This window comes from Corynebacterium fournieri (assembly GCF_030408775.1).
GTDB classification, from domain to species: domain Bacteria; phylum Actinomycetota; class Actinomycetes; order Mycobacteriales; family Mycobacteriaceae; genus Corynebacterium; species Corynebacterium fournieri.
In genome coordinates this window covers 2,300,759-2,321,156 of the sequence record NZ_CP047210.1, presented here as the reverse complement: position 1 = coordinate 2,321,156, position 20,398 = coordinate 2,300,759, and the positions used below count along the sequence as shown (strand labels likewise).

The window sequence follows — 20,398 nt, the reverse complement described above, 5'->3', positions numbered from 1 at the left end:
GTGCAGGTTGGCACCAAGGTGGCGGAATGCGCCTGTTTACGAGTGGATGAATTTTACCGTTTCCCCTAGTCAGATGTGCTAATAGGGGCGCATAATCATCCCACGTGAGCATTACAATTCTCCTGATACTCATCATCGTCGTTGCTTTGTTCTTCGACTTCACTAATGGTTTCCACGACACTGCCAACGCGATGGCTACGTCCATCGCCACCGGCGCGCTCAAGCCCAAAGTGGCGGTCGCGCTCGCCGGTGTACTCAACCTGATCGGTGCATTCTTGTCCGTCGCCGTGGCAAAGACGGTTGCGGGCGGCATCGTCAAGCTCGATCTGTTCGACTTGAACGACACCGTAGATTCCGAGCGCCTCCTCCTCGTGGTGTTCGCCGGCCTGGCCGGCGGCATCATGTGGAACTTGTTTACCTGGCTGTTCGGCATCCCGTCGTCGTCCTCCCACGCGCTGTTCGGCGGCCTGATCGGCGCGGCAATCGCCGCCATCGGCTTCGACGGCGTGGTGTGGCAGGGCGTGCTGGACAAGATCATCGTCCCGGCCCTGTTCGCCCCGTTCGTCGCTGGCCTCATCGCCGCCGTCGGCACCTGGCTGGTGTACAAGATCACCGCCAGCTCTGAAAAGGAGCACCGCGACAATTACTTCCGCTGGGGCCAGATCGGCACCGCCTCCCTGGTGGCGCTCGCGCACGGCACCTCCGACGCGCAGAAGACTATGGGCGTGATCTTCCTGGCAATGGTGGCTGCCGGCCAGTTCGGCTCCGACCACCCGATGCCGTTTTGGATCCAGCTGGCCTGCGCGCTGGCAATCGCCATCGGCACCTACTCCGGCGGCTTCCGCGTGATCCGTACCCTGGGCAAGGGCCTGGTGGAGATCCACCCGCCGCAGGGCATGGCTGCTGAGACCTCCTCCGCCGCCATCATCCTCACCTCCTCCCACCTGGGCATGGCCCTGTCCACCACCCACGTGGCTACCGGCTCCATCCTCGGTTCCGGCCTGACCGGCCCGAAGGGCGAGGTCCGCTGGGGCGTGGCCGGCCGCATGGCCCTGGCCTGGATTACCACCCTGCCCATCGCCGCGCTGGTGTCCTTCGTCACCTGGTGGGTCGGCCACTGGGCAGCTGAGCTCGGCGGCGACCTGGTCTGGGGCGGCATTGCCCTGGCCCTGATCATCCTGCTCGGCGGCGGCTACATGTTCTGGCAGGCCTCCCGGAAGCCGGTGCACAAGGACAACGTCAACGACGACTGGGACGGCAACTCCAAGTCCCCGGCCCACACCACCGGCGACGCGCAGCGCTCCGAAACCGGCCACGTCGATTCCGGCGAGCCCGCGGACTTCGTGGACACCTCCGTCGGCCTCAACACGTCGGGTTCGACCACCGTCACCACCGACCACCACCCGCACCGCTAGCCGGAAAGGACAATTACCGTGCTTGAACTGCTGAAATCTCTGTTCGCGGTCGTCGCTGTGGGTATCCTGCTCGGCGCTGGCCTGCCGGCGCTGTACGCCATGAGCATCCACTTCCTCTCCCCCGGAAGCGACGGCTCCTCCCCGGCGGGCGCGCGCCGCGTGCTGGGCTGGATCTTCCTGGCCATCGTGATGGTGGCGGTCGTCGCTGCCCTCCTGCTCATCGCGCGCGAGCGCATCGAGTACCTCACCGGATGGGATCCGTACCCCTTCCTCTAACCGTTTCATCCGACCGCCGGGCCCTGGTTTTCCCAGGGCCCGTTTTTCGTGCGTGCGCAGGAATAATGGACTTCGTCCAATCGTTGGTGTTGACAAACTATTTACTCGAACCTAGGGTTACCCGGAAATGAACGGAAGGTTAACTCCCTTCCCTGGCTATGAAAGGAGGTGAGCCATGAAGGGCTTCATCAACTCGGTCCGCGCATGGTTCCGCGACGAGGAGCGTGGCATCGCGTCGCTGAACGACCTCTCGCCGCTCGCCGTGCTCCCGCACGTCGACGCACGCTCCTAGTTCCCTAGGACGCGCCCAACCCGCCGCCCCCGGCACATCCGGAGGCGGCGGGTTTTTGCCGTTGAGGGCGAGGAGGCGAAGTTGACGTCGCAAAGCATAAATTTCACCTGAATTTCACCATGGCGAAACCTGGGGGAACTACATTTCCAACTGCTTACCCGCAACTGCCTGAAACGAAGGACCCCCATGCGCAAACACGTCGCCGCAGCCGCCGCCCTCGCCCTGCTCACACCGCTGACCCAGCTCGCCCTGCCCACCGCGCACGCAGAGGACCACGCAGAAGACCTGGCCTCCCGCTTCACCCTCGGCGTCATGCCGGACACCCAGTTCTACTCCCGCTACGGCACCGAAGCCGCAGGCGACATCTTCGGCGACCGCTACGGCTTAAACCCCTACGACGCGCAGACCGAGTTCCTCGCCCAAAACCACAAGAAGCTGGGCACGCAGTTTGTCACCCACCTCGGCGACGTGGTGGACCAGCCGGAAGACCGTGCCAGTTGGGACATCGCAGACCGCGCGATGAAAAAGCTGGAAGACGCCGGAGTGAACTACTCCGTGCTGCCGGGCAACCACGACCTGACCATGTTCGGCGATAATTCCGCGTTCAACCAGTACTTCCCGGAAGAGCGCGCGAAGAAGAACTCCACCTACATGGGCCGCACGACCTCCACCGGCATCTACGAGCGAGGCACCGGCGACAAGTACAGCTTCCCCGGCCAGAAGGTGGAATCCGAGTACCACATCTTCGAGGCCGAGGGCCAGAAGTACCTGGTGCTGGCGCTGGGCTTCCGCGCCAACGACGACACCCTCAACTGGGCCCAGGGTGTCATCGACGCCCACCCCGACCTGCCGGTGATCCTCACTGCGCACGAGATTTCCGGCATCAACGGTGACGGCTCCACCTACTTCACCGAGGAGTACGGCCAGCACCTGTGGGACACGCTGATCCGCAAAAACGACCAGATCTTCCTCACCATCGCCGGCCACCACCACGGCGCGGGCTACCACGTGGAAAAGAACGACGCAGGCCACGACGTGATCAACATCCTGCAGGACTACCAGATGGCCTACCTGGGCGGCAACGGCCTGATGGGCCAGCTGCAGTTCGACCTGACCCACAACCAGCTGCAGATGCTCGCCTACTCGCCGTGGGTGAAGGACAAGAAGCACGACAAGCTGACCTCCTTCGACCACCTGATCATGGAGGGTAAGGGCGACTCCTACACCATCGACTTCAACTTCGCCGAGCGCTTCAAGGCCTTCGCCCCGGACTTCGCGGCTGGCGACGCCAACGACCCGGACTACAACGAGGCCCTGAAGCAGACCATCACGCAGGGCTACACGCCCTACCAGGTCACCGAGAAGGACCAGCCGAAAAACGAGCAGGACTACGCGTACGTGGACGGCACCGTCGTGCACTGGCGCCCGGGCCAGACCAAGGTGGAGGGCAAGCTGCTTAACGACGGCGATTCCGCCCCCGCCGGTGCCGTCATCCCAGACGTCGAACACGGCGACGACATGACCCGCGTGCGCCACCGCGTCGGCGCAGGCGCAGATGCGGTGACCTTTAGCGACGACAAGCACCCGCTGTCCTCCGACCGCGGCTCGCTGGAGTGGAAGGACCCGCAGCACAAGCACTCCACCGCCTGGTTCGAAACCGCCACCGGCGCGGACATCAACTCCATGAACTTTGAAAACGGCTACACCATGGAGGCCTTCCTCAAACTCGACGAGGACTGGAATGCTGACAACAACAAGTGGTCCAACGCCCTGATCCGCGACGCCTCCGGCACCATCACCCACCCCGACAACGAGGACGGCGACCCGATCCAGATGCTGGGCGTGTCCAGCCTGCGCGAGCTGCGTTGGTACTCCTACGGCGACAACGGCGAGGGCTTTTCCAACTGGACCCACGAAGTGCCCAAGGGCAAGTGGATGCACATCGCGGTGGTCAACGATCCGGCGGACAAGTCCGTGACCATGTACGTGGACGGCTCGCCCATCCTGCGCGACGGCTACGGCCCGGTGGGCATGGGCGGCAACGGCGACAAGTGGCTGCTGGGCACCTCCGCCTGGGACAACGACAAGGTGGACGGCTGGTTCGGCAACATCGGCGAGATCCGCATGGTGGACCACCCGATCGGCCCCGACCAGTGGCTCACCGCGCGCGGCGAGGCCCCGGCACCGAAGACAACGGCACCGACGACCACTGCGCCGGAGGCCGAGTCTGAGGGCGGCTCCTCCAACGCGGGCAGCATCGCGGGCGCGTTCGCCGGCGGTGTACTCGTTGGCGCGCTCGGCCTGCTCGCAGCGCTGCTCGCCGGCGCGGGCGGCACGCTCCAGTGGATTGTGGACCAGGTGCGCCCGTACCTGCCTCAGATGTAGGTTCGCTACACCTCGGCCGTCGCGGCGAAGAAGGCCTCCGCGAAGGTGGCCGGATCGGATAAGTCGATGCCGCACAGCTTTTGGATGCGCGCCATCCGGGAGCGGACGGTGTGCCGGTGCACGCCCAACGCGTCGGCGGTGTGCGCCAGCTGCCCGCCGTGCTGCAGGAACACGCTCAACGTCCTGGCGTAGTCGGTGTTGCGCGCGGCATCTTCCGCCTCGAGCACGCCGAACAGCTCCCTGCGCTGGGCTACAAGGGCCTCGGCCACGGCCGGCTCGGTCAGCCAGCTGGCCCGCGAGGAGCCCGGAAGCGCGTTTCCTCCCAGCGCTAAGACCGCGCACCTAGCTTTGAGCGCGCGGATGTGCGGCTCGGCCAGCTCCGCGGCGGGCACCGGGCGGCCAACTGCCACGCGCACCCGCTGCGCCGCGGGGCCGAGCGAGTCCAGCAGGTCCGCACCGCTGTGCTCGGGGTGGACCAGCACCACCATGCTCACGGGGTCGAGCGCGGTGGCGTACAGGAAGTGCCCGTGCGCCTCGGCTGCGCGGTCCAGCGCGGAGCGGGCCTGCGAGAGCGCGCGGGGCCGGTCGGCGGTGATGACGACGGGGCGGGTGAGGCCGGAGTCGTCGATAGGCGTGTCAAAGCCACGGGGCAGCAGTGCTGTGGAATCGCCCAGCCCGAAGCGGGCGGACAGGGCGAAGGCGTTGAGCTCGTTGCGCGCGGTGCGAAGTTCGGCCGGGCGCGCCAGCAGCATGTCCGCAAGACCGGCGCAGTGGCGCACCAGCGCGGCGGGCGGGCGCCGGTGCGACCGGATCTGCAGCGAATAGGGGCGCTGCGGGCCCGAAACCAGGCGCTGCGTGGACGAGCGCATCCGCTCTCCCCGCTCCACGGCGGCGCTGTAGCCTGCAGATTCGGCGACGGCGACCGGTGCCGCGCCGGGTCCGGTGATGCGGACGCTGGCGTCGAGCAGCTCGGCGGCCGCTGAGGCGAGCATGTCCAAGGACCCGGGGATGGCAGACCGGGTGAGGTGCTCCTGGGCGTCGATAAGCTGCTGCTGCTCCACCTGCGTCCGGCGGCGCTGCTCCTGGTGGATGGCGGTGACGATGGAGATGAATGGGATGCGCCGCGGCACCTCAAACACGCCGATGCCGCGCCGCCGCGCGGCGTCGAGCACCTGCTCCGGGACCGCGTCGAAGGTCAGGCCGGTGCCGAAGCCGACCGCTACCGCGCCCGCGTCCGCCAGGTGGTCGATGTAGCGCCCGAGGTCCGCGGGGTGGTTCTTGAACGCGATACCGACGGTGAGCACGAGCGATTCGGGCTGGATGAACTCCGTGGCGTCTTCCAGCTCGTTGGTCTGCGCCAGTGAAAAGTGCTTGGTAGACGGCGCGACAAGCTCGCGCAGTGCGAGTTCTTGTTTGTGCAGCAGCCACGCAAAGGTCAGGTCCATGATGCTCCACCTAGTACAACCGGGGCCAAGAATATCGCCACACTGTACATGGCGGCGCTCACACACAGCGCTCATACTGTCCTGCAACACGCAGAAACCGAAAGTAAGGAGCAGGGATGCAGGATTTGAACTACCACCTCCCGCAAGAGCGACGAGTGGTCACCGACGGGATGGGGCCGACGAGCAAAGAACTCGACGCCCGCCGGCAGACCGCCGTGGCCCGCGCACTGTCGCCCGGCCTGCCGGGCTACGTCGTTGCAGGCGACGGCGGTGTGCTCGCGGATGCGGACGGCAACTCGTTTATTGATTTCGCTTCCGGCATCGCCGTGACCTCCGTGGGCGCGTCCAACGAAAAGGTCGCCGCAGCCGCTGCAGACGCCGCGTCGAAGTTCACCCACACCTCGTTCATGGTCTCGCCGTACGAGTCTTACGTCGCGGTGTGCGAGAAGCTCAACGAGCTGACCCCGGGCGATTTTGCCAAGAAGTCCTTCCTGCTCAACTCCGGCGCGGAGGCGGTGGAAAACGCCGTGAAGGTCGCGCGCTCCTACACCGGCAAGCCCGCCGTGGTAGTCTTCGACCGCGGCTACCACGGCCGCACCAACCTCACCATGGCCATGACGGCAAAGAACAAGCCGTACAAGACCAAGTTCGGCCCGTTTGCCTCCGACGTGCACCGGGTACCGGGCTCCTACCCGCTTCACGACGGCCTGACGGGCGAAGAAGCCGCCGCCCGCGCAATCACAACCATCGAGCAGGAAGTCGGCGCAGAAAACCTCGCCTGTGTGGTGATCGAGCCGATCCAGGGCGAAGGCGGCTTCATCGTCCCCGCCGAAGGCTTCCTGCCGGCCATCGCGCAGTGGTGCCGCGACAACGACGTCGTCTTCGTCGCAGACGAGATCCAGGCGGGGTTTGCCCGCACCGGCGAGTGGTTCTCCGTTAACCACGAAGGTGTCGTCCCGGACGTGATCACCACCGCGAAGGGCATCGCAGGCGGGCTGCCGCTGTCCGGTGTCACCGGCCGCGCGGAAATTATCGACGCCCCCATCCCCGGCGCGCTCGGCGGCACCTACGGCGGCAACCCGGTCGCCTGCGCCGCAGCGCTCGCGGCCATTGAGGAGATGGAAACGCACGACCTGCCGGCGCGTGCGCGAGAGATTGAAGCGCTCGTGCGCACCCACCTGGAGCCCTTGATCGCGCTAGACGGCGTGCGTGAGCTGCGCGGGCGCGGCGCGATGATCGCGCTCGAGCTGGAAGACGGCGCCGCCACCGCCGACATCGCCGCCGCGTGCAAGGACCAGGGCGTGCTGATCTTGACCTGCGGCATGGACGGCAACGTCATCCGCCTGTTGCCGCCGCTGGTAATCCCGGAAAACCTGCTGGTGGAGGGCCTGGAGGTTCTCGCCGGCGCAGTAAAGGAGCGTCTCGCGTAATGTCAGCACAGTTTGAAGTGGTCAACCCGGCCACCGAGGAAGTCATCGGCCGAGTCGCAGACACCGGCAAGGACGAGTGGCTCGCAGCGCTCGGCCGCGCGGTCCAGGCGCAGCAAGCGTGGGGCGAGTTCGCCCCGCGCCAGCGCGCGGAGGTGCTGCGCGCCGTCTACGAGAAGATCACCGAGCGCACCGACGAGTTCGCCCGCACCATGACCGCAGAGATGGGCAAGCCCTTTGCAGAGGCGAAGGGCGAGGTGGCCTACGGTGCCGAGTACTTCCGCTGGTTCGCGGAGGAGGCGGTGCGCATCCCGGGCCGCATCGGGCGCGCCCCGGCCGGCAACGGCGACATCCTGGTCACCCGCACCCCCGTCGGCCCCGTGCTGGCCATCACGCCGTGGAACTTCCCACTGGCTATGGCCACGCGCAAGATCGCCCCGGCGATGGCCGCCGGCTGCCCGATTGTGGTCAAGCCCGCTGCGGAGACACCGCTGACCATGCTGCTTGTCGCTGAGGTCATCGCCGAGGCGGTCACCGCAGCCGGCGGCCCGCGCGACCTGGTGCAGATCCTCACCACCACGGATTCCGCCGGGTTGTCGCAGACCCTGATGGCGGATGAGCGCCTGCGCAAGATCACCTTCACCGGCTCCACCAACGTGGGCAAGATCCTGGTCAAGCAGTCCGCGGACAACCTGTTGCGCACCTCGATGGAGCTCGGCGGCAACGCCCCGTTCCTCGTGTGCGAGGACGCGGACCTGGACCTGGTGCTGGACTGCGCCATGCAGGCGAAGATGCGCAACGGCGGCGAGGCCTGCATCGCCGCGAACCGCTTCATCGTGCACGAATCCCTCGCAGAGGAGTTCACCGCTCGCCTCACCCGGCGCATGGCGGAGGTGACAATGGGCAACGGCATGGACGACGGTGTCACGCTCGGCCCCATGATCACCGCGAAGCAGCGCGACGGCATCGCGGCGCTGGTAGACGACGCGGTCGCCGCCGGCGCCACCGTGCGCTGCGGCGGCGAGGTGCCCGAGGGGAAGGGCTACTTCTACCCGGCTACTGTGCTTAGTCGCGTTCCCTCGGATGCCCGCATCCTGCACGAAGAGATCTTCGGCCCGGTGGCCACCGTGACCACGTTTTCCACCCTCGAGGAGGGCATCGCGGCCGCCAACGGCACCCAGTTCGGCCTGGCGGCGTACGGGTTCAGCGAGAACGTGCACACGTGCCGTCGTCTAGCGGAAGAGCTCACCGCTGGCATGGTCGGCATCAACCGTGGCGCGATCTCGGATGCGGCCGCCCCCTTCGGCGGCATCAAGCAGTCCGGCTTCGGCCGCGAAGGCGGCGCCGAGGGCATCGAAGAGTACCTGGACGTGAAATACCTGGCGTTGTAGCCGAAAGGAGCGCATGAACCATGTCCCAATACGCAGTAACCAACCCGGCGACCGGTGAAGTGGTGGAAACCTTCGACGGCGCCACAGACCAGCAGATCCAGGACGCGATTGCCGCCAGCAAGCGCGCTTTCGCGCAGTGGTCGGCGCAGCCGTACGGCTACCGCGCCGAGCGGCTGAAGAAGTTGGCGCAGCTGCTGCGCGAGCGCAGCCGCGAACTCGCCGAAGTGTCGTGCGTCGAGATGGGCAAGCCTTTGCCGGAGATGGTGGAGGAGGTGGAGTTTTCCGCCGACATCATCGAGTACTACGCCGACAACGGGGAGACCTTCGCGGCCGAGCAGGCAATTCCGAGCGCGGACGGGACCGCGGTACTTCGCCGCCTCCCCATCGGGCCGCTGCTGGGCATCATGCCGTGGAACTTCCCCTACTACCAGGTGGCGCGCTTTGCCGGGCCGAACCTGATGCTGGGCAACACCATCATCTTGAAGCACGCGGAGATCTGCCCCAGAAGTGCACTGCGCTTCGAGGAGCTCACCCGCGAGGCGGGCATCCCGGCAGGCGTGTACACCAACGTGTTTGCCACGCACGAGCAGATCTCGGACATCATCGCGGACCGGCGCATCCAGGGCATCTCGCTGACCGGTTCCGAGCGCGCCGGCGCGGCCGTTGCGGCCCAGGCCGGAGAGAAGCTGAAGAAGGTGGTGCTCGAGCTCGGCGGCACCGACCCGTATGTCGTGCTGGACACGGACGACGTTGCCGCAGCGGCGCAGCTGGCGTGGGAGACGCGGATGGTCAACACCGGTCAAGCTTGCAACTCCAACAAGCGAATCATCGTCATGGAGGACATCTACGACGAGTTCGTTGCGGAGCTGGTGAAGTTGGCGGAGGCCATGACATCGACGACGTGGGACGCGTACGCCGAGGCCACGTACTGCCCCCTGTCGTCGCGCGGCGCGGCGGAGAACCTGCGCAGCCAGCTCGAGCAGGCAGTCGCGGCGGGGGCGAACCTGCGCACCGGGGGCGAGCTCGCAGATACCGGCGCGTACGTTTCGCCCGCGGTGATCACGGACATCCCCCGCGGGTCCGACTCGTACTACGCGGAGTTCTTCGGCCCGGTGGCAGAGGTGTACAAGGTCGCCTCCGACGAGGAAGCCGTCGAACTCGCCAACGACTCGCTCTACGGTCTCGGCGGCGCGGTGTTCTCCACCGACGAAGGCAGGGCGAAGGCGGTGGCGGACCGGCTGGAGGTCGGCATGGCCAACGTGAACACTCCCGCCGGCGAGGGGGTTGAGCTGCCCTTCGGCGGCGTGAAGCAGTCCGGCTACGGCCGCGAGCTCGGCCCGGTGGGCATGGACGAGTTCGTGAACAAGCAGCTCTACTTCGTCGCCGACTAAGGCGGCGGCCTCCCGGGTGTGCATTTGCATATCGGCCCCGTGCGGGCGTTGACGTTTCGCACGCCAAATGCGCAACCCGGTCCCGGCGCGAACGCGCTCGCATACGTTTTTGGGGAATGACTCCCCTCCCGTGAAAACACTCCGTGAAAGAAAGGCGGCACCTGCATGGTCCACGTTGGCAAGGCAATCGTGAACGCGCTTGAGGCGCACAGCGTCGAGCGCACGTTCATCGTCCCCGGGGAGAGCTTCCTTCCGGTGCTGGACGGTCTGCACGATTCGGACATAGACACAGTGGTGTGCCGCCAGGAGGGCGGCGCCGCCTACATGGCGGAGGCGCACGGCAAGGCCACGGGTAAACCGGGCGTGGCCATGGTCACGCGCGGCCCGGGCGCGTCCAACGCGTTTGTGGCGGTGCACGCGGCGTGGCAGGACTGCACGCCGATGGTGCTGTTCGTCGGCTTGATCCCGTTTGCGGACCGGGACCGCGAGTCCTTCCAGGAGTTCGACCCGAAAGCCTGGTTCGGCACCCAAGCCAAGCAGGTGTTTGTGCTGGATGATCCAGCTTCGGCGTCGCGAGTCGTCGCCGACGCGTTCTTCCAGGCCTCTACCGGCAGGCCGGGGCCGGTGGTGATCGGGCTGCCGGAAGACGTCCTGTACCAGCAGTTTGAAGGCACCGTCTACCCGCCGCGTCCGGTCTCGGGCGGAGGGGTTTCGCCGGGGCAACGGGACGCCGTCGCCAAGCATCTGTCTCAGGCGGAAACACCGCTGATCTACGCGGGCGGCCCGGGCTGGGACGGCGAGACCTCGGACAAGCTGGCGCAGTTTGCGCACGAGCACAATATTCCGGTGGTGCACGACTGGCGCGCATCCGACCGCATCGCCTTCTCCGCGGCCGCCAACGCCGGCTGGCTGGGCTACGGGCGCGACGATGCGGTGGCGCAGCTGCTCGAGGAAGCGGATGTGCTGCTGCAGGTCGGGGCCGTGCTTAGCGACGTCCCTACGGACGGCTACACCCTGCGCCAGAGCCCAGATGCCGTCAACATCGTCGCCACGATGGACACCTCGCTGCGCGGTCATTCCGGCGCCGTGACCGAACACATTGTGGCCTCGCCTAAAGCATTCGTGGACGCGCTCGCGCAGCTCGAGGTTCCGGTGGCGGACGAGCAGCGCTTCACCGCCGCGCACCAAGCGCACCTGGACTACGCCGCCATTGCCGGGCCGGAAACGTGGCGCGACGCGCCGGAGGGCACCGCCCACCTGGAAGAGGTGTTCCGGCAGCTGCAGGAACAGCTCGGCGACGACGGCATCTACACCTTCGGCGCAGGCGACCACTGCATCTGGGCGCAACGGTTCCTGCGCACGGAGCAATTCCCCTCGCAGCTGAGCATGCGCAACGGCTCCATGGGCTACTCCGTGCCGGCCGCGATCGCTGCCTCGCTGGAGTTTCCCCAGCGGACCGTGGTCACCATTGCCGGCGACGGCGAATACCTGATGAACGGCCAGGAACTGGCCACCGCAGTGCAGGAAGGCACCGCGTTTTTGGCGGTGACGGTGACCAACGGGCAGTACTCCACCATCCGCGGGCACCAGGAGAAGCACTTCCCCGGGCGCGTGAGCGGAACCCAGATGGTCAACCCGGACTTCGCCGAGGTGGCCAAAGCGTTCGGCGGCTACGGCGAGCTTGTCACCTCCGATGAGCAGGCCGCCGGCGCGATCGCGCGGGCGCTGCAGAAGGTGCGCGAGGAGCGCGTGCCCGCCATTGTCAATGTGATTGTGGCGCAGGAGCTGGGGCTGCCGGAGTAGGCCCGCGCCAGGGCAGAGCCGAAAGCGCAACCGCTGCCTGCGCGGGGACGGTGATGTCCAAACCGGCCTGGGTTTTGAAGGCCTGCAGCCGGTTGACCACGGTGTTTCTGTGGCAGTGCAGGGCGTCGGCCACGTCTTTCGTGGAGCCGCTTTGCAGGTACGCGGCCACGGTTTCGAGTACATCCGGCGCGTCCGCGCGCATCTGCGCCACGGCTGCATGGGCGCGCTGCAGCTCCCCCGGCAGCAAGGGGTGCAAGTGCTGCGCGGCAAGCGCCCAGGCTGCGTCGCCGACGGGGATCAGCTGGCCCGGGTTTTCCGCTGCGTCGAACATTGCGACGCAGCCGCGCACCGCGCTGCGCACCGCCGCCAGGCCAGGCAGCCTATCGAAGGTCACTCCGCCGAGATTGTCCGTGTGGCTGCGGATGATGGCCTGGTCGCTGCTGCCCTCGGCAGCCGGGGAAAATGCCGCGTACAGCCCCCGGTAGCCGTGGCCGAAGATCTCCCCTTTAGCCGCCAGAGGCTCCAGCGCCGTCTGGGCCGGGGCCCACGCGTTGGGGTGGTAGACGGTTAAGTCGATGGCGGTGCTGTCGCTGATGCCCAGCGCACGCGAAATAGCCCCCACGGCCTGCGGGCCTAAACGTTCCGCGGAAAAGAGCCGCTCGATGTGCCTGGCGTGTGCGAAGCGCGCGTCGTGGCGGGCGCGCGCTTGCTCGGCGGCGTACGCGCCGCGGATGTACACCGTGTAGCGCGACACCAGTTTTTGAATGTCGTCGACGTGGTCCACCAGCATGGGCAGCTGTTCCGGCGCAACGTTTCGGCGGAAGCGGTCCCATAGGACGGTGAAATCGATCTGGATCGCATCCACGAGCGCGGACAGGCGCACCCCCTGGTGAGCGCGCTTCGTGCCCAGCTGCCGCGCGTGAGCGGCGAGCACGTCCTCGTCGATGCCGAACTCGAGCTGGACAAGAAACAGTCCCAGGATGCTCGAGGCCGTCGCCCGCAGCTCGGCATTGTCCACCACATCCTCGCGGTAGTAGCCGGATTCGTGGAAGAGAACGAGGAAGTCATCCACTACTTCGTCCAGGTCGTCGCGGACCTGCTGCACGAGGCCGCTCCACTGCTCGTCGGTATGGGTGTGCATGTGCACAAAGATACAACCGCGGATTATGAGTTGGGCCAGCAACCGCGAAAGAGGTTCCCGTCACGCTCGTGGCGCAATAGTGTCAGGGAACACATTTGTCAGCGAGCTGGAGGAGGCGGACGCATGCACGCAACCACCATTATCAACGCGCGTGCAAAGACCATGGACGCAGCGGGCGGAACCGCGACGTCGATACGCATCGGCTCTGGGCGCATCCTAGAGCTCGACGTCGAGCCCGCGCCGGGCGACACCGTGCTGGACGCGAGGGGGCGCACCATCATCCCCGGGTTCAACGACGTGCACGCGCACAGCGTGTGGTTCGGCCAAACCCTGCGCGAGATCGACCTCGGCAGCGCCCGCCGGCGGGCCGACGTGCTGGAGGCACTCCAAGGCGCAGGCGGCGACGAATGGGTGGTGGCCAGCGGGTTCAACCCCAGTCTGTTGGAAGACGGGCCGCTTTCCATCGCCGAGCTCGACCGCGCCGCCAACGGAAAGCCGCTGCTGATCAAGCACAATTCCGGCCACGCCTACACCGTCAACACCGAAGCGCTGCGCCGCGCAGGCATCGACCCGGAGCACCCGCCGCGCATCGAAGGCGGCGAGGTCGTGGTCGACGCCGACGGTCACGCCACCGGCCTTCTCGACGAAAATGCGATGCGCCCCATCAACGACGTGCTGCAGCCGGAGAGCGAAAGCGACATCACCGACGCGCTGGACAGGGCCGGCAAGCGCTACCTCGCCGAGGGCGTCACCTCAGTGACCGACGCCGGGGTAGCCGGCGGGTGGATCGGCCATAGCCCGCAGGAGTTCGGCTTCTACCAGCGGGCCCGTGACACCGGGAAGCTGCACGTGCGCACCCAGGCGATGATCACCCTCGACGCCCTGCACAGCGTGGACGGCCACGCGGACGACCCGGCGGTGCACGGCCTCGACGCCGGTATCCGTACCGGTCTCGGCGACGAGCTGCTGCAGATCGGGCCGGTGAAGATCTTCACCGACGGCTCCCTGCTGGGCAAGACTGCCGCGCTGACAGATGACTACGTGTGCTGCCACCACGCCGGATACTTCCAGGGCGACACGGACACCATGCGTGCTCACGCTCTTGGGGCGGCCGCCGGCGGCTGGTCGCTGGCACTGCACGCCATCGGCGACAAAGCGGTGGACTTTGCGCTGGATGTCATTGGCGAAGCCGTGGCAGAGCACGGGCAGCGCGCGGTCCCGCACCGCATCGAGCACGGCGGGGTGGTGCGCGACGACCAACTCGCGCGCATGGCCCAGCTCGGCATCGTGCTTGTGCCGCAGCCGCGGTTCATCGCAGAATTTGGCGACTCCATGGCGCAGGTGCTCGGAGCGGAGCGCGCCGCGCTGTCCTACCCCGGTAAGCGCCTGCTGGACCACGGTGTGGTGCTGCCGGGCAGCTCGGACAGGCCCGTGGCCACCGGCACTCCGCTGCGGGTGGTGCAGAGCTTCGTCGAGCGCACGACCGCCTCGGGTGCCGAGTACGGCCCCGCCGACCGGATCAGCGTGGACGAGGCGCTGTACGCCTACACCGCAGGCTCCGCCGCCGCGACCGGGTGGGCGGGAAAGAAAGGCCAGATCGCGCCGGGCCAGTTGGCCGATCTGGTGCTGCTCGGCGCCGACCCCGCGGAAGTGGAGAGTCACGAGATCAGCGATATCCCCATCGACGCCACCGTGCTCGGCGGGGAGATCGTCCACGGCGATTTCTAAGTAAAGGACTCAAGATATGCACACGACACCACCCAAAGACGAGCAGTTCCTCGCTGATTTCGCCCAGATGAGCGCCAACGGTGCCACACCGGGCGGCGGCGTTGAGCGCCAGGCGGCCAGCGAAGGCGACATCCTAAACCGCCGCTGGTTCAGCGGCGTTCTCGAAGGCTTCGGCGCCGAGGTCGGCTACGACAAGATCGGCAACCAGTACGGGCTGTTCGAGTTCGTGCCCGGCGCGCCCTATGTCGCCGTTGGGTCCCACCTGGATTCGCAGCCGCTGGCCGGGCGTTTCGACGGCGCCTACGGCGTGCTCGCCGGCGCCCACGCCGCGGCCCGCGTAGCGGCGAAGGTGGAAAGCGGAGAGCTGGCGCCGCGCTTCAACGTGGCGGTGGTCAACTGGTTCAACGAGGAAGGTTCACGCTTCGCGCCGTCGATGATGGGCAGCTCAGTGTTCACCTCCGCGTTGAGCCTTCAGGACGCACGGGCGGCCACGGACTTGCAGGGCACCACCGTCGGCGAGGCGATCGACGGTGCGAAATGGGCGCCGCTTATCGACGCACCAAAGGTCGCCACCTACGCCGAAATCCACGTCGAGCAGGGACGCGGACTCGAAAACAACGGCAACCAGATCGGTTTGGTCACCGCGACGTGGGGCGCGAAGAAGTTCGTCGCCACGGTGCGCGGCGAGCAGGGCCACACGGGCTCGACGATGATGCGCGACCGCCGCGACGCGCTGTTCGGCGCCTCGTTGATCATCGCCGCAGTGCGCCGCCTCACCGAGGAATTCGCGGAGGGTCGGCTGCAGGCCTCCGTCTCGCAGCTGACGCTCGAGCCGAACTCCCCGGTCACGATCGCGAGAGAAGTGCAGTTCAACGTGGATCTGCGCTCCCCGGACAGTGATGTGCTGGCCGCGGCGCGCACACGGCTCGACGAGATCGTCGCCGCGGCAGCCTCCGAAGCCGACGTGGAAGTCGAACTTTCACTCACCCACGAGTGGGCCCTGAACCCCTACCCGGAAGCCGGTGTGGAACTCGCCCGCGAATGCGCGCAAGAACTCGGGCTGACCCATCAGGAGATTTACACGGTGGCCGGGCACGACTCCACCAACATGAAAGAGCACTACCCCACCGTGATGCTGTTTGTCCCCAGCGTGGAGGGCATCTCGCACAACGAAGCCGAATACACCACAGACGAAGACTGCCTGGCGGGGCTCGCGCTGCTCACCCGCGTGGTCGAGCAACTCGCCGCAGGCAAGCTCGCGCCGGATAAGCGCTGAGCCGAAACCGGCAGCCCCACCTTCCCCCAGATGAAAAGGAACCTACGCCATGTCCACCACATTTAGCCGGCCAGCAACCGGCGATGACGCATCCGGCCCGTTGCCGGAGCTGCACAGCGAAGAGCATATTGCCCAGTCCCGCGCAGAATTCAACATGGATCAACTCTCCGCAGCTGATGCGGAGGTGATCAAGGAAAACCGCGCTGGAGACGCCCCGGACGGCAACTTCCTGTCGTGGGCGATCACCCTGTTCGGCACCGCGGTCGGCGCAGGCATTTTGTTCCTGCCCATCGACGCCGGCAGTTTCGGCTTCTGGCCGCTGCTTATCGCCACCTTCTTCGTATTGCCGTTGGTGTTTTTCTCCCACCGCACGTACGCCCGCATCGTTTCCGCGTCGCCCGAAAAGGGCTTGGACGTGCTCCAGGTAGTCACCGCCCTGACCGGCCGGAAGCGCGGCCTGGCTACCGCGATCCTCTACTGGCTGGCCATCTACCCGACGGTTCTGATCTACGGCATCTCCATCACCAACACCGTCGACAGCATGATCGTCAACCAGATGGGCGGCCCGCACGTGAACCGTGTGCTGCTGGCAACAATCTGCGTCGGTGTGATGACGGGCGCGTTCGCGCTGGGCAAGAAGGCCACCTTGTGGCTGGCCAACATCCTCGTCTACCCGCTGATCATCGCGCTGGCCGCAGTGTCCATCTACCTCATTCCGAAGTGGGACATCGCCAGCTTCATGGCGTACGAGTCCGGAACGCCGCTGTGGAAGTCGTTGCTGCTGCTGTTGCCTGTGATGGTGTTCTCCTTCAGCCACATGGCCGCCCTGTCCCAGTTCGCGCTTGATGTGCAGAAGAAAAAGAAGGGCGATGTCGCCGCCACCGAGCGCGAGGTGTCCAAGATCGAGCTCATCACGGCGCTCATGCTGGTGGTGTTCACCATGTTCTTCGTCTGGTCCTGCTCGCTGACCCTGGGCGCCGAGGGCATGGACGAGGCCCGTGAGCAGAACATCCCGATTCTGTCCTACTTCGCCAACGTCACCCACACCCCGTTTATGGCCGTGATCAGCCCGGTGATTGCCATCTGCGCCATCGCGTCGTCCTACTTCGGCCACATGCTGGGCACGGAAGAGGGCACCTCGTACCTCATCCGCGTGGCCGCGCCGGGGTTCGCGGAGAAGGTCAACCCGCAGGTGCTGCGCTGGTGCATCTACGTCTTCGTCTTCGTCACCGCAGTGCTGGTGGCGGTGATCAACCCGTCCATCCTGACGCTCATTTCCGCCGTCGGCGGCATCTTCGTCGCATTCCTCGTCTACATCGTCCCCAGCCTGCTGTTTAACAAGGCCACCGCGTTCAAGCATTACGCGCGCCGGCCCGACACGATCTTCGTTCTTATCATGGGCTTGCTCATTATGGGCGTGACCATCTGGCAGATGTTCTAAGAAAGGACCGCTTGTGCTTCGCGCAGACCTCTCCCTCTTCCCGGACTACAAGCCCGGCAAATCGGATGAGACAAAACTGAAACTGTCGGCCAATGAGGCGAACTTTGGGCCGCTGCCCACCGCCCTGGACGCCATCCGGGAGGCGGCTGCTCGCGCCAACCGCTACCCCATTTCCGGATCCCCGGTGCTGCGCAAGGCGTTGGCGGACCGGCTTGGGCTGACGGAGGAGCAGGTTGCGGTGGCCCCCGGGGCGTCGGCGGTGATCCAGCAGGCCGTATTCATGACGTGCTCTGCGGGCGACGAGGTGCTGTTCCCGTGGCGCAGCTTCGAGGCCTACCCGCTCTACGCCCGCGTCGGCGGAGCGACTCCGGTGCAGGTCCCGCTTGGACAGGGAGAGGCGATCGACCTGGATGCGGTGGCCGACGCCATCACGGAGCGCACCCGCCTGATCATCATCTGCAACCCGAATAACCCGACGGGGCTGACCATCACCAAAGACGAGTTCACCGAATTCATGCGCCGCGTCCCGGAGGACGTCGTGGTCATCCTGGACGAGGCGTACTACGAGTTCAACGATGCCGAGGACACCCCGGACGCCGTCGAGGAGATTGCGAAGTACCCGAACCTCCTGGGCGCGCGCACGTTTTCCAAGGCGTACGGCCTGGCAGGCCTCCGCGTCGGCTACGGCTTCGGCAACCCGGAGCTCGTCCGTGCCCTCGGGCTGGTCGCCTTGCCGCTGACCGTCACAGAGCTTTCCGAGCTCGCAGCCGTCGCCTCACTGGACGCACACGACGAGCTGATGGTGCGCGTGAAGGAAACCCAGACTCAACGCGACCGCGTTGCTAAGGAACTGGGGCTGCAGCGCTCCTACGCCAACTTCGTGTGGATGCCGTGCGACAACGGCGCTGAGGTGGAGCAGAAAATCAGTGCGGAGGGCGTGATTATCCGCAGCTACCCGGACTCTGGAGCGCGAGTGAGCATCACGGACGCAACTGAGATGGATCAGTTCCTCGCCGCCTGGAGACGGGCGGGGCTGCCCACTGCCAACTAACGGGTCGCGCTGCCTTTCTCCGTTTCGCTGTGGGAACTCGTGTGCTTTATGATCGCTGTGGCGTATAACACTCAGTAATAAAGGAGTACCTTTGACCACAGCGGGCAAAGAGTTCAACATGGACCATCTCACCGTCGCCGACATGCGACAGGTGGAGGAAAACCGGTCCGGCACCGTCCCGGACGGCGGCACACTGTCCTGGGCCATCACCCTGTTCGGCACCGCAGTCGGTGCCGGCATCCTGTTCCTTCCCATCGACGCCGGCAGCTTCGGCTTCCTGCCGCTGCTGCTGATCACCCTGTTCATCGGCCCGATGGTGTTCATGTCCCACCGCACCTACGCGCGCATCGTCGCCGCGTCCCCCGTCAAGGGCCTGGACGTGCTGCAGGTGATCACCGCGCTCGCCGGCCGCAACCGTGGCCTGATGACGGGCCTGATGTACTGGCTGTCCATCTACCCCATCGTGCTCATCTACGGCGTGAGTATCACCAACACCATGGACAGCTTCGTGGTCAGCCAGCTCGGCGGCCCGTCGCTGCCCCGCTGGCTCATGGCCACCTTGTGCGTCGGCGTGCTCACCGGTGCCTACGCGCTTGGCAAGAAAGCCACCCTGGCGTTTGCCAACCTGCTGGTCTACCCGCTGATCATCGCGCTGGCCGTGGTGTCGTTCTACCTCATCCCCCAGTGGGACCTGGCCAGCTTCCGCTCCTACGAGTCGGACACGCCGTTTTGGAAGGCGATGCTACTGATCCTGCCGGTGTTCGTGTTCTCCTTCAACCACATGCCGGCGATGTCCCAGTTCGCCCTAGACGTGCAGAAGAAGTACAAGGGCGACCTCCCGGCTACCAAGAAGGCCGTGGCCGTCATCGAGGCCATTACCACCGTCATGCTCGTGGTGTTCACCATGTTCTTCGTCTGGTCCTGCACCCTGGCACTGGGCGCCGACGGCATGGACGCCGCCCGCGAGCAAAACATCCCGGTCTTGTCGTACCTGGCCAACGAGACCCACACCCCGTTCTTGGCGGTGCTCTCCCCGATCGTCGCCCTGTGCGCCATCGCGTCGTCCTACTTCGGCCACGTCATGGGCGCCGAGGAGGGCACCACGTACCTCGTGCGCGCTGTCGCGCCGGGTGTCGCCGAGCGCCTGGACCCGAAAAAGATGCGCTGGGGCATCTACGTGTTCATCTTCGTCACCACGGTGGCCGCGGGCATCATCAACCCGTCCATTCTGGATCTGATCTCCGTGGTCGGCGGCATCTTCATCACGTTCTTGGTCTACATCGTGCCGATGCTGTTGTTCCGCTACGCCAAGGACTACCGCCGATTTGCCAACAAGCCGGAAACCTGGATCGTGTTCGTCTTGGGCATTGTCATCATGGGCGTGGCCATCTGGCAGATGTTCGCGGGGTAGGTCCGGGAGCGGGGGCGTCGCCAAGTAAATGCCTAAAGGTGCACCACCTCGATGTCGCCTTGCTTGGCGAGGTAATCCGCTGCCACGGAACGGTGGCAGATGTCGGGGTCGGGTTCTGAGCAGAGGAGCACGGAGGCGTCGGCAAGCTTCGGCATCTCGCGCTCGTCGAACTCGGCACGGAGCTTGTCTGCAAACTCGTCGAACGGCAGGCCCTCCTTGCGATACGCGTGCATGAGGTCCTCGCTGGGCGCGAGCGCGAGTTCGTGGGTGTAGCCGATGCCCGCGATGGTCTCGAGGAACCACGGCAGATCGGACTGCTTGGTAAAGCCCGCGAGCTGGTTCGAGTTGTGGCGCCGGATATCGACGACCTGTTTGATCCCGTTTTCCTGGAGGATGCCGAAGAACTCCTCCGCCGTCTTCTTGCTGTAGCCGATGGTGTAAAGGCGCATGTGCGCGACTGTAGCGGTGCCCGGGCAGGGGCGGTTGCCGTGCGCATCAATCCCCGCCCGGGCCCGGGTGGATGGC

General features: G+C 66.1%; 15 protein-coding genes. 12 read left to right on the top strand and 3 right to left on the bottom strand.

Translation table 11 applies throughout. The annotated features are described in order from the left end of the window. Positions 1 to 104: 104 nt before the first annotated feature. The 3 genes from CFOUR_RS11045 (at position 105) to CFOUR_RS11035 (ending at position 4,368) form a co-directional block, all read left to right on the top strand. Complete coding sequence (locus CFOUR_RS11045) at positions 105 to 1,415, top strand: inorganic phosphate transporter (protein ID WP_085957104.1); 1,311 nt, start codon at positions 105 to 107, stop codon at positions 1,413 to 1,415. Positions 1,416 to 1,433: 18 nt separating this feature from the next. Continuing rightward, the gene (locus CFOUR_RS11040) at positions 1,434 to 1,691 is read left to right on the top strand and encodes a hypothetical protein (RefSeq protein WP_085957105.1); all 258 of its coding nucleotides are present in this window, start codon (positions 1,434 to 1,436) and stop codon (positions 1,689 to 1,691) included. A gap of 478 nt (positions 1,692 to 2,169) precedes the next feature. Next, positions 2,170 to 4,368 (top strand): LamG-like jellyroll fold domain-containing protein, encoded by a 2,199-nt coding sequence (locus tag CFOUR_RS11035; protein WP_085957106.1) that lies wholly within the window; start codon positions 2,170 to 2,172, stop codon positions 4,366 to 4,368. Between the two features lie 5 nt (positions 4,369 to 4,373). On the opposite strand, the gene CFOUR_RS11030 is transcribed toward CFOUR_RS11035, so the two are convergent. Further along, on the bottom strand, positions 4,374 to 5,813 hold the full coding sequence (locus CFOUR_RS11030; protein WP_290179495.1) for a PucR family transcriptional regulator: 1,440 nt from the start codon (positions 5,811 to 5,813) through the stop codon (positions 4,374 to 4,376). Between the two features lie 116 nt (positions 5,814 to 5,929). Here CFOUR_RS11030 and gabT point away from each other — a divergent pair, with 116 nt between their 5' ends. The 4 genes from gabT (at position 5,930) to CFOUR_RS11010 (ending at position 11,825) form a co-directional block, all read left to right on the top strand. Next, a complete protein-coding gene (gabT, locus tag CFOUR_RS11025) occupies positions 5,930 to 7,243 on the top strand; it encodes a 4-aminobutyrate--2-oxoglutarate transaminase (protein WP_085957108.1) in 1,314 nt (437 codons plus the stop codon). Then, positions 7,243 to 8,631, top strand: coding sequence for an NAD-dependent succinate-semialdehyde dehydrogenase (locus tag CFOUR_RS11020; RefSeq protein ID WP_085957110.1), 1,389 nt, complete (start codon positions 7,243 to 7,245; stop codon positions 8,629 to 8,631). Before gabT ends, CFOUR_RS11020 begins: the two co-directional genes overlap by 1 nt. A gap of 20 nt (positions 8,632 to 8,651) precedes the next feature. Next, positions 8,652 to 10,022: an aldehyde dehydrogenase family protein gene (locus tag CFOUR_RS11015; RefSeq protein ID WP_085957111.1), complete on the top strand. Its 1,371-nt coding sequence runs from the start codon at positions 8,652 to 8,654 to the stop codon at positions 10,020 to 10,022. A gap of 165 nt (positions 10,023 to 10,187) precedes the next feature. Then, entirely contained in the window at positions 10,188 to 11,825 is a 1,638-nt protein-coding gene (locus tag CFOUR_RS11010) for a thiamine pyrophosphate-binding protein (protein WP_085957112.1), read from the top strand. On the opposite strand, the gene CFOUR_RS11005 is transcribed toward CFOUR_RS11010, so the two are convergent. Continuing rightward, a complete protein-coding gene (locus CFOUR_RS11005) occupies positions 11,785 to 12,966 on the bottom strand; it encodes a PucR family transcriptional regulator (RefSeq protein ID WP_290179494.1) in 1,182 nt (393 codons plus the stop codon). The two genes, CFOUR_RS11010 and CFOUR_RS11005, sit on opposite strands and share 41 nt — an antisense overlap. Before the next feature lie 123 nt (positions 12,967 to 13,089). On the opposite strand from CFOUR_RS11005, the gene CFOUR_RS11000 reads away from it, so the two are divergent. From CFOUR_RS11000 to CFOUR_RS10980, 5 genes are all read left to right on the top strand, one after another. Further along, a complete protein-coding gene (locus tag CFOUR_RS11000; RefSeq protein WP_290179493.1) occupies positions 13,090 to 14,694 on the top strand; it encodes an amidohydrolase in 1,605 nt (534 codons plus the stop codon). A gap of 16 nt (positions 14,695 to 14,710) precedes the next feature. Further along, a complete protein-coding gene (locus CFOUR_RS10995; protein WP_085957117.1) occupies positions 14,711 to 15,970 on the top strand; it encodes a M20 family metallo-hydrolase in 1,260 nt (419 codons plus the stop codon). Between the two features lie 49 nt (positions 15,971 to 16,019). Next, complete coding sequence (locus CFOUR_RS10990) at positions 16,020 to 17,411, top strand: aromatic amino acid transport family protein (protein ID WP_085957118.1); 1,392 nt, start codon at positions 16,020 to 16,022, stop codon at positions 17,409 to 17,411. Between the two features lie 13 nt (positions 17,412 to 17,424). Next, a complete protein-coding gene (locus CFOUR_RS10985; RefSeq protein ID WP_085957119.1) occupies positions 17,425 to 18,462 on the top strand; it encodes a histidinol-phosphate transaminase in 1,038 nt (345 codons plus the stop codon). A gap of 91 nt (positions 18,463 to 18,553) precedes the next feature. Further along, on the top strand, positions 18,554 to 19,873 hold the full coding sequence (locus tag CFOUR_RS10980; RefSeq protein WP_230471765.1) for an amino acid permease: 1,320 nt from the start codon (positions 18,554 to 18,556) through the stop codon (positions 19,871 to 19,873). A gap of 32 nt (positions 19,874 to 19,905) precedes the next feature. Here CFOUR_RS10980 and CFOUR_RS10975 read toward each other — a convergent pair whose 3' ends face one another. Beyond that, positions 19,906 to 20,322 carry a DUF488 domain-containing protein gene (locus CFOUR_RS10975; RefSeq protein ID WP_085957120.1) on the bottom strand — a complete coding sequence of 139 codons (417 nt, stop codon included), beginning with the start codon at positions 20,320 to 20,322 and terminating at the stop codon, positions 19,906 to 19,908. Between the last annotated feature and the right edge of the window lie 76 nt (positions 20,323 to 20,398).

Bases quoted from the DNA above. Each gene is read 5' to 3' on its own strand.
- CFOUR_RS11035 (WP_085957106.1), top strand. From the start codon at position 2,170: ATGCGCAAACACGTCGCCGCAGCCGCCGCCCTCGCCCTGCTCACACCG.
- CFOUR_RS11030 (WP_290179495.1), bottom strand. From the start codon at position 5,813: ATGGACCTGACCTTTGCGTGGCTGCTGCACAAACAAGAACTCGCACTG.
- gabT (WP_085957108.1), top strand. From the start codon at position 5,930: ATGCAGGATTTGAACTACCACCTCCCGCAAGAGCGACGAGTGGTCACC.
- CFOUR_RS11020 (WP_085957110.1), top strand. From the start codon at position 7,243: ATGTCAGCACAGTTTGAAGTGGTCAACCCGGCCACCGAGGAAGTCATC.
- CFOUR_RS11015 (WP_085957111.1), top strand. From the start codon at position 8,652: ATGTCCCAATACGCAGTAACCAACCCGGCGACCGGTGAAGTGGTGGAA.
- CFOUR_RS11010 (WP_085957112.1), top strand. From the start codon at position 10,188: ATGGTCCACGTTGGCAAGGCAATCGTGAACGCGCTTGAGGCGCACAGC.
- CFOUR_RS11005 (WP_290179494.1), bottom strand. From the start codon at position 12,966: ATGCACACCCATACCGACGAGCAGTGGAGCGGCCTCGTGCAGCAGGTC.
- CFOUR_RS11000 (WP_290179493.1), top strand. From the start codon at position 13,090: ATGCACGCAACCACCATTATCAACGCGCGTGCAAAGACCATGGACGCA.
- CFOUR_RS10995 (WP_085957117.1), top strand. From the start codon at position 14,711: ATGCACACGACACCACCCAAAGACGAGCAGTTCCTCGCTGATTTCGCC.
- CFOUR_RS10990 (WP_085957118.1), top strand. From the start codon at position 16,020: ATGTCCACCACATTTAGCCGGCCAGCAACCGGCGATGACGCATCCGGC.
- CFOUR_RS10975 (WP_085957120.1), bottom strand. From the start codon at position 20,322: ATGCGCCTTTACACCATCGGCTACAGCAAGAAGACGGCGGAGGAGTTC.